Genomic DNA, 20921 nt, shown 5'->3' with positions numbered 1-20921 from the left:
AATAGCAAGGGTTTGGTAAAAATACATGCGCCCGATGCTATGATTTGATAATTAACTAAGTTATGATTTGTAAATTTTAGCCGACCAAACCCATAATCTCAGTTAACTGCTCTACGTTTATTCACCGGTAAAACGGGGCGATTGCTATCGACCGTAACCTTGTGCCGCGTGAGGTGATAGGAACTAAATATGAAACATCAGCCTTCAACTCTAGCGCGCCACTTATCGGTCATGCCGCGTGATACGTCAGACCTGCCGCAGCACTCCGTTAAGCTTGCTCATCCGAGTCACATGAATCGTAACGATAATCCGCGCGTTTATTTTACGCGGACGGCGCTTTTTAGTGCGTTAGCCACCAGTTTGGTTGGTTTTGGCGTGAGTGTTGGTATGGCGCCTGCCGCCTTTGCCGCTACCGACTTAAACACTACTACTGCCAATAACCCAAGCAGTAGCCAAGTTATTAGAAACATTGAGAATGATGCGTATGAAGATAGTCAGCTTGATATCGCTTTGGATGCTTTGCGTCTAAAAAAGGCCGTTGAACAAGGTATTATCGATCAATCGGTATTGGATGATTATAGCGAGCAAAACTTAGGTATCAAAAAGCCTAATGCAAAAAAATCAGAAACTGACGCTAAGAAAAACCCTAACAAAAACGCCACTACCCAAGCAAATAACGCTGATAATTCGCAGTTATCAAATAATGATATCGATAGTGTTAATGACTTTGCTAATAATCTTGGCAATAGCATAGATAGTCTAGGTAACAACCAAGCATTTGATAGCAATGAAAACTTAGAGCAGCAAGTCAATAGCGTGCAGCAGCAAGGCTATCAAATGATGACGCCTGAAGAAATCGATCGTGAGCTGGAGGCGATGGATAGGCAAAACGCTCAAGATATTGACAGTCTTAATAGTAGCAATGGCGTGAATAATATCGATGGTATTCGTCGTAATGATAGCGACTTTGATGAATTGAATACACTGGATGGATTTGATGCGCCAGTGGCGACGTTAAATGATACGACGCCACCGATTGGGCTGGACGTGGACTTGGATGCGACTAATCTGCCAACACCAAGCAATCTTGATACCCTAGGTAAAAGTGAGACGGCTGCTAAACAGGCAGAGACTGCCGATGTAATGTCACGTCCTATTAATGTCAGTGATTCTGTCAGTAGCGGCAATACTGATTCAGAAGTAGATAACGCTATTTTAGTGAATGATGCTTTAGAAGATAGTAATGATGCTATTAATATAGAAAACGTGCAGTCAGATAGCATTAATCCTGATGATTATTTACCTGATTATGAAAATGATATTAATGCAGTCAAGGAAAGTATCGAGCAAGCGGCAAAACCCAAACCAAAGGCACGTAATAAAAAAGGCAATATCGTTAAGCGTCTTTACAATCGCTTCTTTAATGAGGGCGCGATAGCGTTACCACACGTCGAAACGACGATTTATTTGCAGCAAGCCTCGGCGGACAATTTAAATAGTAATACTGAGGACAATACTGCAAACAGTACCCGAAATGCTAAGCCAAAACTAACCAAAGCAGACGATGATATTCAACCCTTTAAGAATATCAAAGCTGCGCTCGATGACACTACCGTTCAGTCTGTGGTTGATTTTACCGCCGCACTGCCGCGTTTACGCCAAACCGCATTGGATGCCGCAAAAGCCGTTGGTTACTATGAAGTGACTTTGCGTTTGCGCCAGACCAATAGTGATACTATCGATGTAATCATTGAGAAATTGGGTGAGCCAGTACGCGTTGATAGCCGTATTGTCGACATCCGCGGCGAAGGCAGTGAGCAAACAGAATTTGCCGAGCTTGAGAAAGACTTACCGCCAAAAGAAGGCGATATCTTTAATCACCGCGTTTATAAAGACAGTAAAGCGGCGCTTGAGTCGCTCAGTAATACCTATGGTTACTTTGATCAATATTGGCTAAACAAGTCGGTCGATATTATCTTGCCGGACAATACTGCCGATGTGTCGCTGGTCTACAATACTGGTGAGCGCTATGAATTTGATGAAGTGGTGTTTTTTACTTATGATCGAGAGTCGGGTACGTTGACGCGTGACCCTGAAAAACTGCCGGTGGAATTGTCTTTATTACATCAGCTACTTGGTTTTAAAGCGGGTGACCCTTTTTATCGTCCAGCAGTGACTAAGTTTAGTAATGATTTATCAGCGACCCGTTACTTTAATACTGTCAACGTCGAGTCGATTTTGCCACCTGATGAACGCACTGAAAGCAGTACATTGGCGTTTGATAATTCACCTAATGCCAATATTGCTGATAATGGTACTGACGCTATTGATAATGTTTCTTATGTCAGTGATACTGAGCAATATGGCGATATCAATAGCCAAAATGAGGGTGAGCGCTACGCCAATAGTGGTGAGATCGTCAATTCAGCTGACATCGCGGCTATTGAGTTTAAAGCCGATGAAGAAACACTGGATAAACTGCAAGCCATCAAACAAAAAGCTGAACGTTTAAGCCGACTGCCAAACGATCGGGTACTGGACGAAAAAGACCAAGAAACCGATAGTATTTTGGGTAAAATTAGTGACTCTATTAGTAATATTGCGCAAAAAATATTCCCTGATGAAAAAAGTATCCTTGCTGATGAGAACTTTGTCCCACCGACACTTGCCGGACGTAAAACACCGCAAGACGTATTAGAAAATAAAAAAGTACCGCTATACGTCTTTGTCTCTGCCAATAAACCACGCGATGCCCAAGTTGGTATTGGTTATGGTACCGACACGGGTGTACGTGCAACCGCTAAGATAGATTATAATCTGCTCAATCGTAAAGGTTATCAAGCAGGGGCAGAGGCCGAAGTCTCCCGAATTACAAAAAATGTTGCCCTTTATGCCAGCCGACCATGGAAGCATCCGTTAAATGATAAGTTGGATGCACGTTTGACCTATGAAGAAGAGGTCATCGACCAAGGCGAAGGCAACTTTGATTTGTCTACCAGAACCTTAAAAGCAGGATTGGCACGAAATATTCGCCGTGAAAACGGCTGGGATCGTAGCTACTCTGTGCGCTACCGTTTAGATGAGCTAGAGACGGGCATTGATGAGGCAGAGTTAGACAATCTTCCGGTACGCTTTACCTCCTCTAAACCCAGACAGCAAGCATTGCTGTTTGGTTATGGTATGAGCAAGACAGATGTCGATAATGCCGCCAATCCTACTCGCGGTTTCCGCCAGTATTATTCGCTTGAAGCAGGTACGGAAAGCACGCTCAGTGATACGGATTTGGCAATGCTACGCGCTGGTGTGAGCGGTCTTTATAGCTTTGGGGCTGATGATAAACATCAAGTGCTGGGTAGTTTAAATACCGGTTATATTTGGGCAGATGATTTTTATGAAGTGCCTTATAAATTGCGCTTCTTTGCTGGTGGCGATCAAAGTATCCGTGGTTATGATTACGAAAGCTTATCACCGATTGATAAAGGTTACCTGACTGGCGGACAAATCCTTGCCGTCGGTAGCGCCGAATACAACTATGAGTTTAGACCGGGTTTCCGCGGGGCATTTTTCACTGACGTTGGTAATGCTTATGACAAAGATTTTGAGACAGACACCAAAGTTGGCGTCGGTGTCGGTATTCGCTGGGCGTCACCGGTCGGCGTGGTACGTGTCGATGTGGCGGCTGGTGTGACGGAAGAAAGTATTCCGGTGAGATTGCATCTGTTTATTGGTTCGCCTTTATAAACAGTAAGCAGTAATCAGCAAACAGTCCTAATTACAGTGTTAAGCACAGTTCTATTTTTTATTCTAGCGCATGCTGGTAATCATTCTTTAACGTAGCTGAGTGTCATGTTGACCAAAAATACCCCGCCAAACAAGCCCTCGGATGAAGATCCAGCACAACGCGATGCCCGCGCCGTAAGACGTTGGTATCCGCTGTCTTTTTTACTCAAATTGACGGTGCTTATTCTTATCGTCCTAGCGATTATGTTCGCCATTTTTTTATATGCGGCGGGTACTGAGTCAGGCACCAAGTTTATTTTAGAGAAAATCAGCGCCGAGACGGGTATCAAATTCAAATATGGACGCGGCAATCTGCGCGATGGTCTTTGGCTTACAGATATCGATATCGAGGCAAATGAAGACCTTGAGATATTAGTCGATAAGGCCTATGTTAAAATAGGCTGGCGCGCGGTATTCGCCAAAGAAGTGCATCTGCGTGACGCTGATATTCAAGCCATTGAGATTATCAATAACAAGCCGCCAACGGGCGAAGCGTTCGATTATCGAACCCTTAGCTTGCCAGTCAATTTGCGTTTTGATCAAGCAAAAGTACAAACCATCATTTATAAGCAAGTGACCAAAGAGCCTATCATCGTACACGATATTGAGGCGCGTGATTTGACGTGGGTCGGTAGCGTGGTGAACGTCGGTCGCGGTAAATTGCAGTATGCTGATATTGTCAAAGTCAGTGCCTTACAAGGTCATGCAGATTTACAAGGTGACTATCCTTTAGATTTGAGCGCTATAGCTGAGGTAAGCGCGCTAGGAAAGGCTTATATTGACCCATTGAACATTACCGCAACTGGTACGCTTAAACGTACCGTCGGTAAAGTCCGTAGCCGCTATAATGACAGCGATGTCAGCGGCGATTTTGTGGTACAGGGTTTAGATAGTGACTCGCCATTTCAGGCGAAGCTTGAATGGGATGATATTCTTATTCCTTATGCCGACAGCCAAAACATCCACCTTAAAAGCGGCATGGCGACGGCATCGGGTGTCATCTCAGAGATACGTCTACGTATCAATACTGAGCTGACAGCCAAAGATATCCCATCAGGACATTATCAAGGTCGCGGCATCATTGCTGATAGCCAACTGCGTGTTGATCGCTTAGATGCTCAGGTGCCAGCGGGCAATCTGGTGCTACAAGGTATTTTAGACTGGAAGGGCAGCTTTGATGCAAAAGTACGCGCTACTGGCAGTAATTTTGATATTCGACGGGCTATTCCTAAGGATTACGCGGACTTTAAAGCGTACGCGCCGCAAAAGCTCAATGGTCGCTTGTCAGTACACTATCAGCATAGAAACAAAGCTGGCAATCTAGAGATGGATGCGGATTTGCGCCAGCGTGATGGCGAACATATCAATGCCAATATTGTGCAGGGTAAACCCTTAGCACGTGGCAGAACATCTAAATCTAAACAAATAATGCCTTGGTATATCGATGCCAAATGGCAGAACCTTGTTCGTCGTAATGTGCCTAATATCGGTAATATCGACAGCCCAAGTGGACAAGCTAATGTCATCATGCGCGGCTCGAATTTATCCGTTGATGGCAAGGCTGTTATCAACGAGCTAAATGCCGCCCCTAAAGGCAACTACGATTTACGTGTGCGTAAAGCGGGCGATGTCATTGATATCAACCGTCTTAATTATAAAGGCATAGTAGGCGACTTATCTGGCACAGGACAAATTCAACTGGCCAGTAAAAAACGCCCGCTAACTTGGCAGATTGATGCGCGTACCACGGGTTTATTACCTAAGAAATATCGTAGTGATTTACCACTTGAGCGTCTAACAGGACGTATCAATGCACGCGGGCGCATGCTTAATATCAGTAAAAACCGTGTCAAAGGTCAGCGTCATATTGTCAGTTTTAATAATACCGACCTACAAGCAAACCTTGATGCCAGCCAAGATAGCCGCGCTATCGGTATTACGGGCAGCGGTGATGCCAGCGTCGATATTATCGGCGGCGAGCTATCTGTTTTTGATGCCCGTTTTGATGGTCACATTGATACCGCTGATGTGCCAAAAGGCAGCTTATCGATTGATGCCGCTGGGACGCCAAAGCTAATTCGTATCCGTAAACTTAATTACAACGGTGAAGCCGGCGCAGTAAAGGCAAACGGTGTTATTGACTTGCGTCAAAACATTGGCTGGACTGTCGATGGTCGCTTTGACAAATTTAACGTCGGCTATTTCTTACCTAATAACGCCGCCATTATCACCGGTGATTTAAAAACCAGTGGCGTATGGCAAACCGCGCCAAAAAACAATGCCAATGCGAAAGGTAAGCTTAAAAACTTTGTGGTAAATTTTGATGGTGTATTAGACGCTGAGCAATTGCCAGCTGGAAAACTCACCATTGATGCCAGTGGTGACGCCCAGCTGATTCGTATCAAGCGTTTCCGCCATGTGGGTGCGGCAGGCAGTATCGATGCTAATGGTACGGTTGACGTGCGTAAAGGGATCGCTTGGGATATCAAGGCTGTAATGAATCGTTTTAACTTGGGCTATTTCTTTAAAGACATCCCAAGTACCATCACTGGCAGCATCGATACCGATGGACGCTGGGGCGATAACCAGCAAATCATTAATATCAAACAAGTTAACCTAAGTGGTATGTTAAAAGGGCAGCCGCTGAGTGCCAAGGGTAGCCTAGCGGCAAAGCTGCGCTTACCAAAAGACTTAGCCAGTTATTTTAAGCGCTTGCAGGCACAAGGTGCGCAGGCGCAGTATAAGCAAGTCAATGCCTTAATCGACAGCTTAAATGCCAATAATTTGGTGCTGCGTTGGGGCGATAATTACCTTACTGCCAATGGTAATGCTAAGCAGCTACAAGCTAAGATTAATATCACCAGTCTCGACCAGCTATCAGACAAGCTGGCTGGTAAGGTGACGGGCGGGGCGACCTTATCGCAGCCAGCAGGACAAGCGCTACCAACGATTTATATCGATTTGGTTGGTGAGCGCCTTGCGCTACCAGGTTTTATTTTGCGTCAAGGTCGTATTCGCGGCAAGCTGGTCAATTTATTCAATAGCCCAAGTCAGCTTATTGTCAGCGCTGAAGGTTTAGACGTGGCAGGGCAAAGCTTCAAGAAGATTAATGCAACCTTTAACGGTACTGAACAGGCACATATAGTCAATCTTGATGTGGCTAATGACGAGCTTGATATCTCTGCTAAGCTCAAAGGTGGCTTCAATCGCGATAAGCTTAGCTGGTCAGGGGTGATTGGTAAAGGCCGCGTCAAATCAAAATATGCGACGTTAAATCAACTACAACCTGCCCAGCTCATTGTGAATTTACCCAAAAAACAAGGCAATCAATCAACGGAGCTAAAAGTACAGCTAGCTGCCCACTGTTGGCAAGCGACCGATCAAACGGGCAAGCTGTGTTTACGTGAAAACTTAATTGCTTCATCCGCCAGTGGTCAGGTCAATTTGGCCGTACAAAATTTGGATACGTCATTGTTTGCAGTATTTTTACCTAAAGACATTGATTGGCATGGCAAGATTAATGGGAAAGCCATCGTTGGTTGGCAACGCGGTCGTCCACCAACGATTAATACCACCCTCTATTCTGATAATGGCAAAATCGGCCTGATTCAAGACGGTGATAGTTTGCCAGTTACTTTGCCTTATAAGCGGATATCACTGATTGCCGTATCAGTACCCGATGGTCTAAAGATACGTACGGATATCAATACCGGTCAAGGTGCGCGTGGTTATGCTGAAGTCATCGTTGACCCTTATAAAACACCGAAACCCATCTCGGGCGCATTAGTACTTAACGAGCTTAATTTGGCGATATTTAAGCCATTCTTCCCTGGTATGCGGGTGCTCGAAGGTAATATAACTATGGCAGGTGGCTTAGGCGGCACGCTCGATAAGCCGCAGTTCTATGGTAATGTAAAATTGGTTAATGGTCGCATTGCGATGCTTGATTTACCCGTGAATTTAAGAAAGGTCAATGTCGATGCCAAAATTCGCGGTACGCAAGCGACTATCGATGGTACCTTTAATAGTGGTACCGGTACCGGTACGCTAACAGGTACGGTTGATTGGCAACAAAAACTACAGGCCAAGCTCAGTATTATTGGCGAGCGTTTGGTTTTAACCCAGCCGCCTTTACTGGTTGCTGAGGTTAATCCAGATATCGATATCATCGTGCGCCCAGGTGATCGTTACGTCAATATCACTGGCGCCGTGAGTGTGCCATCAGCGACCATTCGTCCACCAGAAGCCAGTGAGGACATCATTACCCAAACCGAAGATGCCGTCGTGCTTGATCGCCGTTTGATTGGTAATATTGAAGAGGTTTTAGCCATCTCAAAACCATGGTCAATCAATGCTGATATCGGTATCGATTTGGGTAATGATATCAATTTCCGCGGTTTTGGTGCCGTGATTCCTTTAGCGGGCGCGATTAATGTCACACAAAATGGCACGGGTATTATGCGCGCCAAAGGCGTGGTACAAGTATCACGTCGTACCAATATTGATGCCTTTGGACAGAATTTAGAGCTCAATTATGGGCAAGTACGCTTTAACGGCGATGTAATGAAACCCAATCTTAGTATTGAAGCCGCTAAAACCATTAGTGGTAAAACGGTTGGTGTGCGCGTTAAGGGCAATACAGAAAATCCAAATATCATTGTCTTTAATAACGCCGGTCTCACCCAGCAGCAAGCGATGAATGCCTTGATAACGGGTCGTATTAACAATAAGAGCGCCACGCAAATCAGTGAGCAGGGCTTTAAATCACAGGTGACCAATAACCTTGCGGCGGCAGGACTGAGCTTTGGGCTTAGTGGAACGCGCACTTTGACCAACCAGATAGGTCAAGTGTTTGGTTTACAAAGCCTGACGGTTGATGCTTCAGGCAGTAGCGAGGACACCAACGTCAACGTTACCGGTTACGTCACTCCTGACTTATATATTCGCTATGGTGTCGGTGTCTTTAATGCTCAAAATAGCCTGTCTATCCGTTATCAGTTGACGCGCCGGATTTATGTAGAAGCAACTTCAGCGGCAGAAAATGCAGTTGATGTGGTTTATAGCTGGCAATTCTAATGGTTTAATCGTCTAGCTATCCATTGGTCTGTCGATAGTTAGCAGTTGATATCATTTTATCCAATAAAAAACGCCTTTATCAAAAGGCGTTTTTTTATGAGATGGGCAGTCTTTTTATTTATTTGGTTAAAATTAAGCGATTGTTACGGGTTAAGCGTAAGCGGTATTCTTCGCCTTCATGCTCGATACGCACCTCTTTAGTCAGCGCGAATAGGTGCTGTGACTGTAAAGTAGGCAAGCGGTTTTCACGGCAGTTTAAATAACGAGAGATGACCATGCTCATAGTAAACTCCTTTTGATAAAATAGTTGAGTACAAAACAGCGAGATAAAGTAATTTATTAACGATAATAATTATCATTTACATTAGCGATTTTTGCAAGCTATTTGATAAAATAAATGACAGCTATTATGTAAACTTATATAAAGCCTCATTCATAAAAGCTATAAACCAAAATAATAAGCTATCGATGCATCCATAAGTGCATTGATAAATACATTTATAAAGGGCATTAAGATGGCAAATTCAACAATGAAATCAATAAAGCATTCACCAGGAAAAAATGAGATAAGAAAAATCAATGCAATAACTTACGTCAATGTCGCCGTGGCAGTCATTTATCATCAAAATCAGTATTTGTTAGGATTCAGAGATGGCTCACAGCATCAAGGCAATCGCTATGAGTTTGTCGGCGGCAAGATAGACGGTCATGAAACTGCCAAGCAAGCACTCATACGTGAAGTCGCTGAAGAGACGGGCATCGATATTGCGAGTAATATCGCAGTAAAGCTTGGGCGACTGCATCATGACTATGGTGATAAGCAAGTATGCTTACTGGTTTATAAAGTAGCGCTGAGCACACAACAATACGAAGCGCATAAACATCGTAAGCAAGGCTTAGAAGGGCAAGCGCTAACATGGGTGGATAAATCGAAGTTACTGGCGGGAGATTATAATTTGCCAGCTGCCAATAAGACCATTCTTGAATGGTTGCGCTTACCGGCACAAATAGCGATTACCTATCCATTGGCACATTTTAGCGATGCAGATCATTCGGCAACAGCATGGTTGCAGTATCACGCGGCGCATCTGGCGCAAGATACTTGGGTATATGTCCGGCCAAAAGCCACAAATAAAGATACAGAAAGTAATGTAAAGCAGTTGTTACGCTTACGTCCAGATATCCATGTGATTATGCCTAGTGCGTTAACTGAGGCATTAACTGAATCATTAAATAGCAACGAGGCGAATGAGATAGCCATAAACTGCCAAATCGTCGCGAGTCATCTAACACAGACGCAGCTTATGCAATGGTCAGACAGTCATCAGGGCAAGGATGTATCTGAATGCAACAGCGCTTTAAGCTATTATTCAAGTTATCCATTAATAATAAGTTGTCACGATGCTGAGAGTATTTATGCGGCAAATAAGTTGGCACATGCGCGTTTAGAGCAGCAATTATCACCTATCATCGGTATATTTCTGTCACCTGTTTTAGTGACCAAAAGTCATCCTGAAACTACGCCGCTAGGCTGGCAAGCATGGGCAGAATTGACCGCATTAGCAGATATGCCAGTGATTGGTTTAGGCGGTTTGTCACCAATGATGAGTGTGCAAGCCGTACAATATGGCGGCGTTGCTGTCGCTGGCATACGACAGTTTTTCCAATAGTATTTTGAGAGGTTTTTATGCTATTTTTTAGCTGTTTCTATAAGAGTTAATTAACGTGGAAAAGCCTATTAATTAAGTGGCTGATGCAAGAGATTAAGGTGCATGAGAGTGGACGTTAACTTATGACAAAACACTGATTTTTAAACTCTTTTAACAGTGAGTAACTATGTGTTCGTTCTATGCAGCAAACATAGAATTACTTACAAACCGTTGCGTTTTCCTACATTGCGACACTGTTCTCATCGAGCCATTGCCATTATTATAAACCATCAAATTATCAAAAGGCGCTGAGTTGGTTTTTCGCAAGCATTTGCTAAATCCGGCTTATCTTTTATTATCCTTTATCCAGCGCCTCTAAGGTTATGACGCATATTCGTTATAACCGCATTTAATTTTCAGTTATTCTTCTTTTTATACTGATAGTGACTATTGAAAATTATTTTGCACTTATCTGCTAAACAGACAATTTGTTCATAAAGAATTTTTAACTATTACTATTAATAAATGGTACTCCTATGAAAACCAACAAGTTACCTAAGTCAGCATGGTCTGATTCTCAGGCAGCTGGTTCTCAATCGCAGCAGACTGGCCAGTCAAGTCAGCACTATCTTAGAAAAGATTATCTTGAAAAAAGCTATCTTAAGAAAGGTTATGTAAATAAAGATTATCTAAGTAAAGGTCGTCTAAAGATAGATAGTGCTTCACAAACGGGTCATGCCAGTAATGACGCTAGCTATCATTATGACCACTATAATAATGGTCATAATGAACACTCCAACCATTTGGCAACAGATACGTCAGCACATGACAGCTATTTTGGCTACAAAAGCGTTGAAAAAAGCCTTGCCGAGGCAACAGAGTCTGCAATGATTAAGAAGAGCAATCGTAAAGCCAGTAGCAGCCTTAAAGCTAGTGATATGAAAAGATATCCTATTACCAATAATGTGAGTAACAATAACAATAATAAAAGCTCACAACATGATCACGGATATAAAAAAGCCCATAGCTATCAGAAGGTGAAAAAAGCGACTGCAATACATATTAATGAAAGCGTAGATACAAATACCGAGTCATTAATGCTGCAGTCTATTAAAGATGATATGACAGCGGGACAGGCTGATGTTATAAATAGCCTAACTAAAAAAAATAAGTCTAAAGCCAAGCACTCTAAGACTAACAATCATCTTTCTTCTGAAACTGCCGAAGCAGCTATAACAGAGATACCGGAGCGCATATTTATGAATGGACTGATCAAGCACACAGGTATTGCTTTAGCGATTATCATACCGCTGGCGGCGTTTTCAGCGTATGCGGCAACGCCACCCTTCAATACCGCGGCTAGAGCTAATGTGACGGCTAATGCGACGACGGATAAAATTAGCACAGAGACATTATCCATCAAGCCGAGTGCTATCATTCATAAGTCTGCAAGTGTACCAACCACAGTTGATAGCGTTGATCTTAAAAAATACGCGGGCACCTGGTATGAGATAGGTCGTTTACCGATGTATTTTCAGCGCAATTGTGCCAGTGATGTGACGGCAAATTATGTTGAAAAAACAGACGGTTCAGGCATCAAAGTAATTAATCAATGCAAAGCGCAGGATGGTTCAGGTATTACTGCTGAAGGCTTAGCTAAACCAGCAGATGGTACTGGCAGTAAATTAAAGGTGACTTTCTTACCCTCTTGGATTCGCTGGTTGCCCGTCGGCCGTGCCGATTATTGGGTGCTTGCACGTGATGCAGATTACAAAACTGCTCTAGTTGGTACCCCCGATAAAAAATATCTATGGTTGCTAGCGCGTTCACCAAATGTAAGTCAAGAAACCTATGCCAAATACCGCCAGATTGCTCAGCAACAGGGCTATGATTTAAAAGAGTTTAAACTTACCACGCAGACCAATCAAACGGTGAAGTTGGTTCCATAAACAAGCCATTGCCTATTATTTATGACTAATTATCAATTACTAATAGTCTATTGTTCATATCTAGTTATTGGTAGCTCGTTACTGAAAGCCATTTAAGTATTTTATATTAATCAGGTTTTTACATTGATTTTAGTCGATTAAAAATGGGACGGTAGCATAAGCTGTTTTATTTTTTATTAAGTAACTTATAGAGTAATGAATAGAACAATGAATAGAGAATGAAAAATGCGATAAGTTGGACAAATTCGGTTATCACTAGCAAAATAGGGCGTTTTAAGCTAAAATCTCCCTTATCTAAAGACTGCGCTGATAAAAACGGTGACGATAACCACTGCCGCAATAGTCGAGCGTTATCGTTTTAGAATCATTACCTAACTTAGTAATGACCTATCTATTTATATTTCTTTATACTTTACTGATTACCTAATTACTGACCATAAGGATGTTTCTCGTGAGCAACGCTGATACCTTACGCCAATTACATCAAGACCACTTGAGCAATTATAACCAACAAGAGCAACAAGCCATTGAGCTGATGGGACTTTTGAATAAGCTTTATAACGAGCAAGATGTACAAGTGACTTTGTTTGGCGACACGCTAGATACGACTTCTGTAGGTCAAATATTGGCATTGCATCAAAAAGTAGCGCTACGCGAGCAAGATGCCAAATCTATCGATATCGCCGATACGTTAGCGATGGTGAAAGCGCTTGCAGAGAGCAAAGATATCCAAGCAGCGCGTATCGATGTCGGTCAGCTGATTGCTAATGACAGTGATTTACAAGCGGCTTTACAGTCTATTGGTACTGATAAAGGCGCTAGCAATGGCGCAACTGACGTCGTGCTATATGGTTTCGGTCGTATTGGTCGTATCTTAACGCGTCTATTGTTGTCACAAGCATCAAGTGCCAAGGGTATGCAGCTAAAAGCTATTGTTGTACGTCCTGCAGCTGCGGGCGATTTGGCCAAGCGTGCTTCATTGCTTGAGCGTGACTCAATCCATGGTAACTTCGCTGGTGGTGTCGTTGTCGATAACGAAAACAACGGGTTGATTATCAATGGGCGCTTTGTGCAAGTTATCTATGCTAAAGACCCAAGCGAGATTGATTATACTGCTTATGGTATCAACGATGCATTGGTCATTGATAACACAGGCATTTGGAAAGATGAAGCCGGTCTTGGTAAGCACTTACAGTCTACTGGCGTGAAAAAAGTATTGCTAACGGCTCCTGCGGGCGGCGATATCAAAAACGTCGTCTATGGCGTAAATAATGATACCGTTGGCGATGATACTATCGTCAGTGCAGCGAGCTGTACGACTAACGCGATTACCCCAACGCTAAAAGTCTTAAATGACGAATACGGTATCGAAAATGGTCACGTTGAAACCATTCACTCGTTCACTAACGATCAAAACTTAATTGATAACTATCATAAGGCCGATCGCCGTGGTCGCAGTGCGGTACTCAATATGGTTATTACTAGTACTGGTGCGGCAAAAGCAGTTGGTAAAGCGCTACCAGAGCTTAGCGGTAAATTAACTGGTAACGCCATTCGTGTACCAACGCCAAACGTTAGCTTAGCAATTTTGAACTTAAACCTCAAAACTGCGCCAGCTAGTGCTGATGCGTTAAATGAGTTTATGCGTAAAATTTCTAATAGCAGTCAGTGGCAGACACAGATTGCTTATACGGATTCTACTGAAGCGGTCTCGACTGACTTTGTTGGTGATACTCATGTCGGTATCGTCGATGCACAAGCAACGATTTTGACCGATAACCATGCTATCGTTTATATTTGGTATGATAACGAAGTAGGCTATAGCACGCAGGTATTACGTTTGGCAACGCAAATGGCTGGCATCAGCTATACGCAGATCCCTGCGTAAAACATTACACGGCTACTATTTTAGCTGCTTCTATTTAGACGAAACAGCGATACAAAAGTAAGCTTTATTTTAGATAGATCGGTGTAAATGGTTAAATGTAGTACTCAAGCACCCGATAGTCCGAATGGTTATCGGGTGTTGTTGTCATAATAAATGCTAATTAAGAATGACATTACATTCTAACTGGCACACTTTTTAAAGAATTTTTTATATCTCGAGATATTTGATAGTTATCGTTTTTTATAACTATTAAGTTTTTCACAATTACCCAAACAAATAGCTATAACCTAAAATACAGTTATTGACTGTAACCAGTTTATAAACTGGATGGTAAATAAAGGAACGTAAGATGCGATTTATTGATGAAGCCGTCGTAACGGTAAAAGCAGGTGACGGTGGTAACGGAATCGCCAGTTTTCGCCGAGAAAAGTATGTCCCACGCGGTGGCCCTGATGGTGGTGATGGTGGCAAGGGCGGCGATGTCTATGTTATTGCAGAGGACAACACCAATACCCTAGTTGACTATCGTTATACCCGTCGTTATGACGCCATGCGCGGTGAAAATGGGCATAGTAAGAACTGTGCCGGTAAAGGTTCTGATGACATCTATTTGCCAGTCCCAATTGGTACGACTGTGGTCGATACTGAAACTGACGAAGTGTTGGGTGATTTGATTGAGCTTGGTCAGACTTTACTGATTGCCAAAGGTGGCGACGGCGGTCTGGGTAATACCCATTTTAAAAGCTCGACCAACCAAGCACCGCGTAAAGCCACATCAGGTTTTGAAGGCGAATTAAAAGTCCTTAAATTTGAGCTAAAAGTAGTGGCTGATGTGGGTTTAATTGGTTTGCCTAATGCTGGTAAGTCGACTTTTATCCGCCAAGTCTCTGCTGCTAGACCAAAAGTGGCCGATTATCCATTTACCACGTTAGTACCAAATTTAGGCGTGGTCGATATTGGTCGTCATCGCTCATTTGTCATGGCCGACATTCCAGGTTTAATCGAAGGGGCTTCAGAAGGCGCAGGACTTGGTATTCGCTTTTTAAAGCATGTCGCTCGTACGCGTCGTCTGTTACACTTGGTTGATGTAAAACCAATCGATGGCAGTGACCCAGTAGAAAATGCCCGTATCATTTTAAATGAGCTTGAGCGTTTTTCACCTGAATTGGCCAATTTGCCACAGATTTTAATCTTGAATAAAATCGATCAGGTTGCCGAAGAAGACTTAAATGAGCTTTGTACCCATATTGTGGCTGAGCTTGGTTGGACAGGTATTGTATTCCGTACCGCGACATTGACTGGCGAAGGCGTCGATGCCGTTAAATACCATTTAATGAATGAGATTGAGCGTGAACGTGAGCGTGAAATCGAAGATCCTATTTTTGCTGAAGCACAAAAAGAGCGTTTTGAGCGATTAGAAGCAGAAGTACGTTTGAATACCGAAGCACAGCGTGAAGCATATCGTGCAGCCCGCAGAGCGGCGCGTGAAGGCATTGACTTAAACGATGAAGATGACGACGACCTAGATGATGATGGCGTTGAAGTGGTTTACGTCCCTTAAGTATATTTAATTTACCTCATGAGCTTTAAGTTCAAAAGTTTTAACGTTAGGTGCTTTAAGTTTACGTTCTTTAAATAGGTGTGCGCACAGTTTTTAATTTAATCCCCGTAATCACTTTATACTAGCAACAGGAGTTTATATGGCAGTTGACATAGAGAACACGACCGAAGAAGCAAGGTTTGTTAAGCAAGCTCGCAACTTTGATATTCAGCGCGTTATTGTCAAGATTGGCTCATCGTTATTAACCAATAATGGGCGAGGGCTTGATCGAACTGCCATTTACGAGTGGGCAAAGCAGATTGCCAAGCTGCATAAGCAAGGTGTTGAAGTATTACTTGTATCTTCAGGTGCGGTTGCTGAAGGCGTGGTGCGTATGAATCTTGAAGAGCGTCCTAGGAAATTGGCGGCGCTACAAGCTTGTGCGTCTATCGGTCAGATGGGCTTGATTGAAACCTGGTGGTCAGCATTAATTCAGCATGGTATTCAAAGCTCGCAGCTGCTATTGACGCATGATGATTTGTCCAACCGTAGTCGCTATTTAAATACCACTGGGGCGTTGACGCAGTTATTAGAATGGCGTGTGCTGCCAGTGATTAATGAAAACGATACCATTACGATTGACGAGATTAAATTCGGCGATAATGACACCTTAGGCGCGATGGCAGCGGCGATGGTCAATGCCGATTTATATATTATCTTAACCGATCAAGAAGGTGTTTTTACCGATAATCCTCGTAATAATCCGAATGCTAAAATGATTCGCCAAGAGCGGGCAATGGCTGATTATTTATTTGATATCGCCGGTGACGGCGGCAAACTTGGTCGCGGTGGTATGTTGACCAAAATCCGTGCCGGTCGCTTGGCTGCCATGGGCGGTTGTCCGACGGTCATCGTTAGTGGTGCTATCGACGATGTTATTACTCGCGTGGTTTCTGGAGAAGCCGTCGGTACCTTACTGACCACTAATGATGAAGATAAAATCATTGCACGTAAACAGTGGCTAGCCGCGCATTTGCGCATGTCAGGTTCTTTACTTGTTGATGCAGGTGCTGCCAAAGCAGTGGTCGAACATCACAAGAGCTTGTTACCAGTCGGTGTGGTAGAAGTCCGCGGCGATTTTGATGAAGGCGATGTGGTTGAAATTGTCCATCAAGATACGGGCGAGCGTATCGCTGTCGGTCAAGTGAACTTCTCATCGCGCGATGCTTGCCGTGTGGCTCGTGAGCGTACAGAGCAGTTTGATAGAATCCTTGGTAACAATGAAGAGCGCGTGGTCATGGTACACCGTGACAACTTAGCGCTGACCATGTAGAACTTATACTATCCACCCTATTTTATATGTAAGCACGATATTATTGATTAAAGGCTAACAGCAAATGATGCTCTGAAAATTCTAAACATTATTTGATGATGGTTAATCTGATGTCTGTTAACCAATCATTTAGTATGTTCGGAATTTTGTAATAGAGTGTCGCTATCTGAGCGTTTTAATATTCTTTTCTTTAACTTATTTTATCCAGCCTTGTTATTCAATTGCTTAACTGTTCATTTGAATAACGATGGGGCTGTTTTGGAGATTTGTACATGAGTGCTTCAGACAATAATAATGCGCTAGAGCAGAATTTTGCGCCTTTAAAGAACGATAGATTGCTACGCGCCTTGCGCTTTGAGCCAATAGATACCACGCCTGTGTGGATGATGCGCCAAGCCGGTCGTTATTTACCAGAATATAAAGCCACCCGCGCTGAAGCTGGTGACTTTATGAGTCTATGTAAAGATACCGCGCGAGCTACCGAAGTCACTTTGCAGCCATTACGTCGTTATGACTTAGACGCTGCTATTTTATTTAGTGATATTTTAACCATTCCTGATGCGATGGGATTGGGCTTATACTTTGAAACCGGTGAAGGTCCAAAGTTTAAACATCCTATTCGTACGCAAGCAGATTTAGATAGATTACCGGTACTCGATGTCAATGACTCGCTTAATTATGTGATGCGTGCGGTAACGAGTATCCGTACCGCGCTCAATGGTCAAGTGCCGTTATTTGGTTTTTCTGGCAGTCCTTGGACGCTAGCGACTTATATGATTGAAGGCGGTAGCTCAAAAGATTATCGCTATACCAAAGGTTTTTTATATAGTAATCCTGAGTTTTTACATCAATTATTAGACAAGTTAGCAACGTCAGTGATTGATTATTTGGATGCACAAGTGGTCGCTGGGGCGCAAATTTTACAGCTATTTGATAGCTGGGGCGGGGCGCTTGGCCATCGTCAATTCGTCGATTTCTCACACGCTTATAATAAGCGCATTGTCGCTGAGCTAAAGGTACGTCACCCCGAAATACCAGTGGTATTGTTTACCAAAGGTGGCGGATTGTGGCTTGATATTCAAGCAGATAGTGAGGCCGATGCCTTGGGTTTAGATTGGACAATGCCCATTGATCGTGCCCGTCAAGTCTTGACTGAAAGTCAGCGTCAATTGACCAAGCACCATAAAAAACTACAAAGTAGCAAAGCCATTCAGGGTAATTTAGACCCTGCGACCTTATACGGCTCGCCTGCGACTATCCGCGCTGAAGTCAATGCTATGCTAGATAGCGCTTATGCCAATGGCGAAAAAACAGGCTATGTGGCAAACTTAGGGCATGGTATTACCCAGTGGGTCGACCCTGATAATGCTAAAGTCTTTATCGATGCGGTACATGACTATAAGATTTAATGTGGCTAGTTTTTAAAAGCAGCTAACATTAAAAAACGTGAGTTTATTAAAAGCGATAAATTTAGACGCTATTAAATTTAGACCCTATTAAATCTAGACCCTATTAAATCTAGACCCTATAATGTTTATACTTAGGTGTAGACATTATAGCTATCTACCATCAATTGAGTAAGAAACTGAATAAAAGAAAAAGGGATATCTTATGATTTCAGCAGCGATTGTCGGCGGCACAGGCTATACAGGTATTGAGCTGATTCGCTTATTATCTGCCCATCCTGAAGTGTCTATTGATTTGCTAACCTCACGTAGCGAAGCTGGCACCCGAGCTGATGAGATATTCCCAAGCTTACGTGGCATCTCAGATATCGTTTTTAGCGACTTAGGTGATGAGACGCTAGCGACCTTGCAAAAATGCGACGTGGTATTCTTTGCGACCCCACATGGCGTAGCAATGAAGCAAGCAGAAGCGTTAACCGCAGCGGGCGTAAAGGTCATTGATTTGGCGGCGGATTTTCGCTTACAGTCATTAACGGAATTTGAGCACTGGTATCAGCAAGCGCATGCCTGTCCTGAATTATTAAAGACAGCCGTTTATGGTTTACCTGAAGTCAATCGTGAAAAACTTTCCGATGCTTTGGTGGTCGGTAACCCTGGCTGTTATCCAACCACAGCTATCTTAGGCTTAAAACCTATTATCGATGCGCAAAATAAGCAAGCAGAAAGGTTGGTTGAATCACGTATCGTTATCGATGCTAAATCTGGTGTTTCGGGCGCGGGTCGTCAAGCAAAGCTTGCCCTTAACTATGCTGAAACCACAGACAATTTCAAAGCCTATAGTGTTGAAGGTCATCGGCATTTGCCAGAGATTGAACAGGGCGTTGCTCAGTTATTAGAGAGTCAATTTAGCCATCGTATCCGTTTTTTACCGCATCTAGTGCCAATGATACGCGGGATGCTCAGCTCCATTCATCTTGAGCTGACTGAGGCAGGCGCTGCTTTTGATTGGCAGCAAGTATTTGAGACAAGCTACGCTGCGGAAGCGTTTGTAGATGTGATGCCAAAGGGTCTTTATCCAGATACGCGCAGCGTGCGTGCCAGTAATCGCTTACGTATTGGTATCCATCAAGACAATGCGCGTGCTGAGCTGACGGTGATTGTCGTGCAAGACAACTTGGTGAAAGGTGCGGCTGGGCAAGCAGTGCAAAATATGAATGTGATGTTTGGTTTCGATGAATCAATGGGCTTAAACTTTGCCCCTATCGTTCCTTAACAGATGTTTATTTATTATCCAATCCATCATGTTTATGGCGCTAGGTATTGATTATAAATTCCGCTATAATAACCTGCCCTTACTGTTAAGAGATACTGTCTAAATGCGTTTGAAGAGTGTACTACGCCTTTGCCCACAGCCAGCACGTTTATCGTGCCAAGACTCTATTTCTCATGATTTGGAGGGTAGTCTGCATCTCTCTTATCATGATTATCGCAATTGTTATCGTAGCAGTGCTACGGCTACCGATAGTCATTGCATCAGTCAATCACAGCAAGGTGCGTCTACTTTAGTATTGGCATTATTTGTGGTGGCGATATTGGTAACAGCGGTGGTTGGGCTGTTATTTGGTCATAAGCTCGGCTATCAGCGCGGCTATTATTCGATGCAAACGGAAGCTAAGCAAGCGGTTATTACCAGTAAAGAGGCGACGCAAGAGTTAAAAGATTTACGCCTTAGCAGTAAAATTGCAACCAATGAAGCGGCTACTGCTAAACAAGAGCTGGAAATAAGTTTGGCAAACTTAAAAGAGTTGCGTGAAAATCAGCAAGAACTGACGGTTGAAAACAAACAAGTGGCGCAGCTTAATGAGATATATGCGGAAATCATTAGCGAGCAAGGCGGTATGCCATTACAAATACTTGGCGCGAAGATTGAACCTTTACCTGAAAACGCTTTTGAATACGGCTTCGATATTGGTATGCTTGCCAGCGATGGTAAAGCGAAGCGCTTAAAACCGACGTTAACATTACTCAATGACGATGACTTGGTAGAAGTGCCATTAGAACCAGCAAGTTATACTATCGAAGGTATTACGCGTATTCGTGGGCGCTTTATGATGCCGTCAGGCTTTAAGCCTTTGCAAGTTAAGCTGAGCTTGCGAGCAGGTGGTCAAGAAGTAGAGCAATTGTATGATTGGAAGCTTGGCGACAAGGTTGATAATATGCCGCTGTCGTTATTAGACTTACCAGAGGTTGATGAAAGCCCGATTGAACCTTAACCTTTTAAGGTTTGATTGAGCCTTACT

The 20921-nt window shown here is 43.3% G+C and carries 11 protein-coding genes; 10 read left to right on the top strand and 1 reads right to left on the bottom strand.

What is annotated here, in order from left to right; genetic code table 11:
- Positions 1 to 189 precede the first annotated feature (189 nt).
- Together FHS24_RS09740 and FHS24_RS09735 are read left to right on the top strand one after the other, a co-directional pair.
- Positions 190 to 3741: a BamA/TamA family outer membrane protein gene (locus FHS24_RS09740; protein ID WP_183620955.1), complete on the top strand. Its 3552-nt coding sequence runs from the start codon at positions 190 to 192 to the stop codon at positions 3739 to 3741.
- Positions 3742 to 3846: 105 nt separating this feature from the next.
- The gene (locus FHS24_RS09735) at positions 3847 to 8856 is read left to right on the top strand and encodes a translocation/assembly module TamB domain-containing protein (RefSeq protein WP_183620954.1); all 5010 of its coding nucleotides are present in this window, start codon (positions 3847 to 3849) and stop codon (positions 8854 to 8856) included.
- 118 nt (positions 8857 to 8974) lie between these two features.
- Here FHS24_RS09735 and hemP read toward each other — a convergent pair whose 3' ends face one another.
- Positions 8975 to 9133: a hemin uptake protein HemP gene (hemP, locus tag FHS24_RS09730; protein ID WP_227672156.1), complete on the bottom strand. Its 159-nt coding sequence runs from the start codon at positions 9131 to 9133 to the stop codon at positions 8975 to 8977.
- 238 nt (positions 9134 to 9371) lie between these two features.
- Here hemP and FHS24_RS09725 point away from each other — a divergent pair, with 238 nt between their 5' ends.
- The 8 genes from FHS24_RS09725 to FHS24_RS09690 all read left to right on the top strand — a co-directional run bounded on the left by FHS24_RS09725 (position 9372) and on the right by FHS24_RS09690 (position 20894).
- Positions 9372 to 10526 (top strand): NUDIX domain-containing protein, encoded by a 1155-nt coding sequence (locus FHS24_RS09725; protein WP_227671783.1) that lies wholly within the window; start codon positions 9372 to 9374, stop codon positions 10524 to 10526.
- A gap of 515 nt (positions 10527 to 11041) precedes the next feature.
- Complete coding sequence (locus FHS24_RS09720) at positions 11042 to 12454, top strand: lipocalin family protein (RefSeq protein ID WP_183620953.1); 1413 nt, start codon at positions 11042 to 11044, stop codon at positions 12452 to 12454.
- Between the two features lie 442 nt (positions 12455 to 12896).
- Positions 12897 to 14342: a glyceraldehyde-3-phosphate dehydrogenase gene (locus FHS24_RS09715; protein WP_183620952.1), complete on the top strand. Its 1446-nt coding sequence runs from the start codon at positions 12897 to 12899 to the stop codon at positions 14340 to 14342.
- Positions 14343 to 14691: 349 nt separating this feature from the next.
- Positions 14692 to 15903 carry an Obg family GTPase CgtA gene (gene cgtA, locus FHS24_RS09710; RefSeq protein ID WP_183620951.1) on the top strand — a complete coding sequence of 404 codons (1212 nt, stop codon included), beginning with the start codon at positions 14692 to 14694 and terminating at the stop codon, positions 15901 to 15903.
- Positions 15904 to 16042: 139 nt separating this feature from the next.
- A complete protein-coding gene (gene proB / locus FHS24_RS09705; protein WP_183620950.1) occupies positions 16043 to 17215 on the top strand; it encodes a glutamate 5-kinase in 1173 nt (390 codons plus the stop codon).
- Between the two features lie 272 nt (positions 17216 to 17487).
- The gene (gene hemE / locus FHS24_RS09700) at positions 17488 to 18624 is read left to right on the top strand and encodes a uroporphyrinogen decarboxylase (protein ID WP_183620949.1); all 1137 of its coding nucleotides are present in this window, start codon (positions 17488 to 17490) and stop codon (positions 18622 to 18624) included.
- 202 nt (positions 18625 to 18826) lie between these two features.
- Entirely contained in the window at positions 18827 to 19894 is a 1068-nt protein-coding gene (gene argC, locus FHS24_RS09695; protein ID WP_183620948.1) for an N-acetyl-gamma-glutamyl-phosphate reductase, read from the top strand.
- Between the two features lie 103 nt (positions 19895 to 19997).
- Complete coding sequence (locus FHS24_RS09690; protein WP_183620947.1) at positions 19998 to 20894, top strand: hypothetical protein; 897 nt, start codon at positions 19998 to 20000, stop codon at positions 20892 to 20894.
- Positions 20895 to 20921 lie beyond the last annotated feature (27 nt).

It is taken from the genome of Psychrobacter luti, assembly GCF_014192115.1.
Taxonomy (GTDB): Bacteria; Pseudomonadota; Gammaproteobacteria; order Pseudomonadales; family Moraxellaceae; genus Psychrobacter; species Psychrobacter luti.
The sequence above is the reverse complement of the archived record's forward strand: the minus strand, read 5'-3'. Positions and strand labels throughout refer to the sequence as shown.

Bases quoted from the DNA above. Each gene is read 5' to 3' on its own strand.
- FHS24_RS09725 (WP_227671783.1), top strand. From the start codon at position 9,372: ATGGCAAATTCAACAATGAAATCAATAAAGCATTCACCAGGAAAAAAT.
- cgtA (WP_183620951.1), top strand. From the start codon at position 14,692: ATGCGATTTATTGATGAAGCCGTCGTAACGGTAAAAGCAGGTGACGGT.
- FHS24_RS09715 (WP_183620952.1), top strand. From the start codon at position 12,897: ATGTTTCTCGTGAGCAACGCTGATACCTTACGCCAATTACATCAAGAC.
- hemP (WP_227672156.1), bottom strand. From the start codon at position 9,133: ATGGTCATCTCTCGTTATTTAAACTGCCGTGAAAACCGCTTGCCTACT.
- argC (WP_183620948.1), top strand. From the start codon at position 18,827: ATGATTTCAGCAGCGATTGTCGGCGGCACAGGCTATACAGGTATTGAG.
- FHS24_RS09720 (WP_183620953.1), top strand. From the start codon at position 11,042: ATGAAAACCAACAAGTTACCTAAGTCAGCATGGTCTGATTCTCAGGCA.
- hemE (WP_183620949.1), top strand. From the start codon at position 17,488: ATGAGTGCTTCAGACAATAATAATGCGCTAGAGCAGAATTTTGCGCCT.
- FHS24_RS09690 (WP_183620947.1), top strand. From the start codon at position 19,998: ATGCGTTTGAAGAGTGTACTACGCCTTTGCCCACAGCCAGCACGTTTA.
- FHS24_RS09735 (WP_183620954.1), top strand. From the start codon at position 3,847: ATGTTGACCAAAAATACCCCGCCAAACAAGCCCTCGGATGAAGATCCA.
- FHS24_RS09740 (WP_183620955.1), top strand. From the start codon at position 190: ATGAAACATCAGCCTTCAACTCTAGCGCGCCACTTATCGGTCATGCCG.
- proB (WP_183620950.1), top strand. From the start codon at position 16,043: ATGGCAGTTGACATAGAGAACACGACCGAAGAAGCAAGGTTTGTTAAG.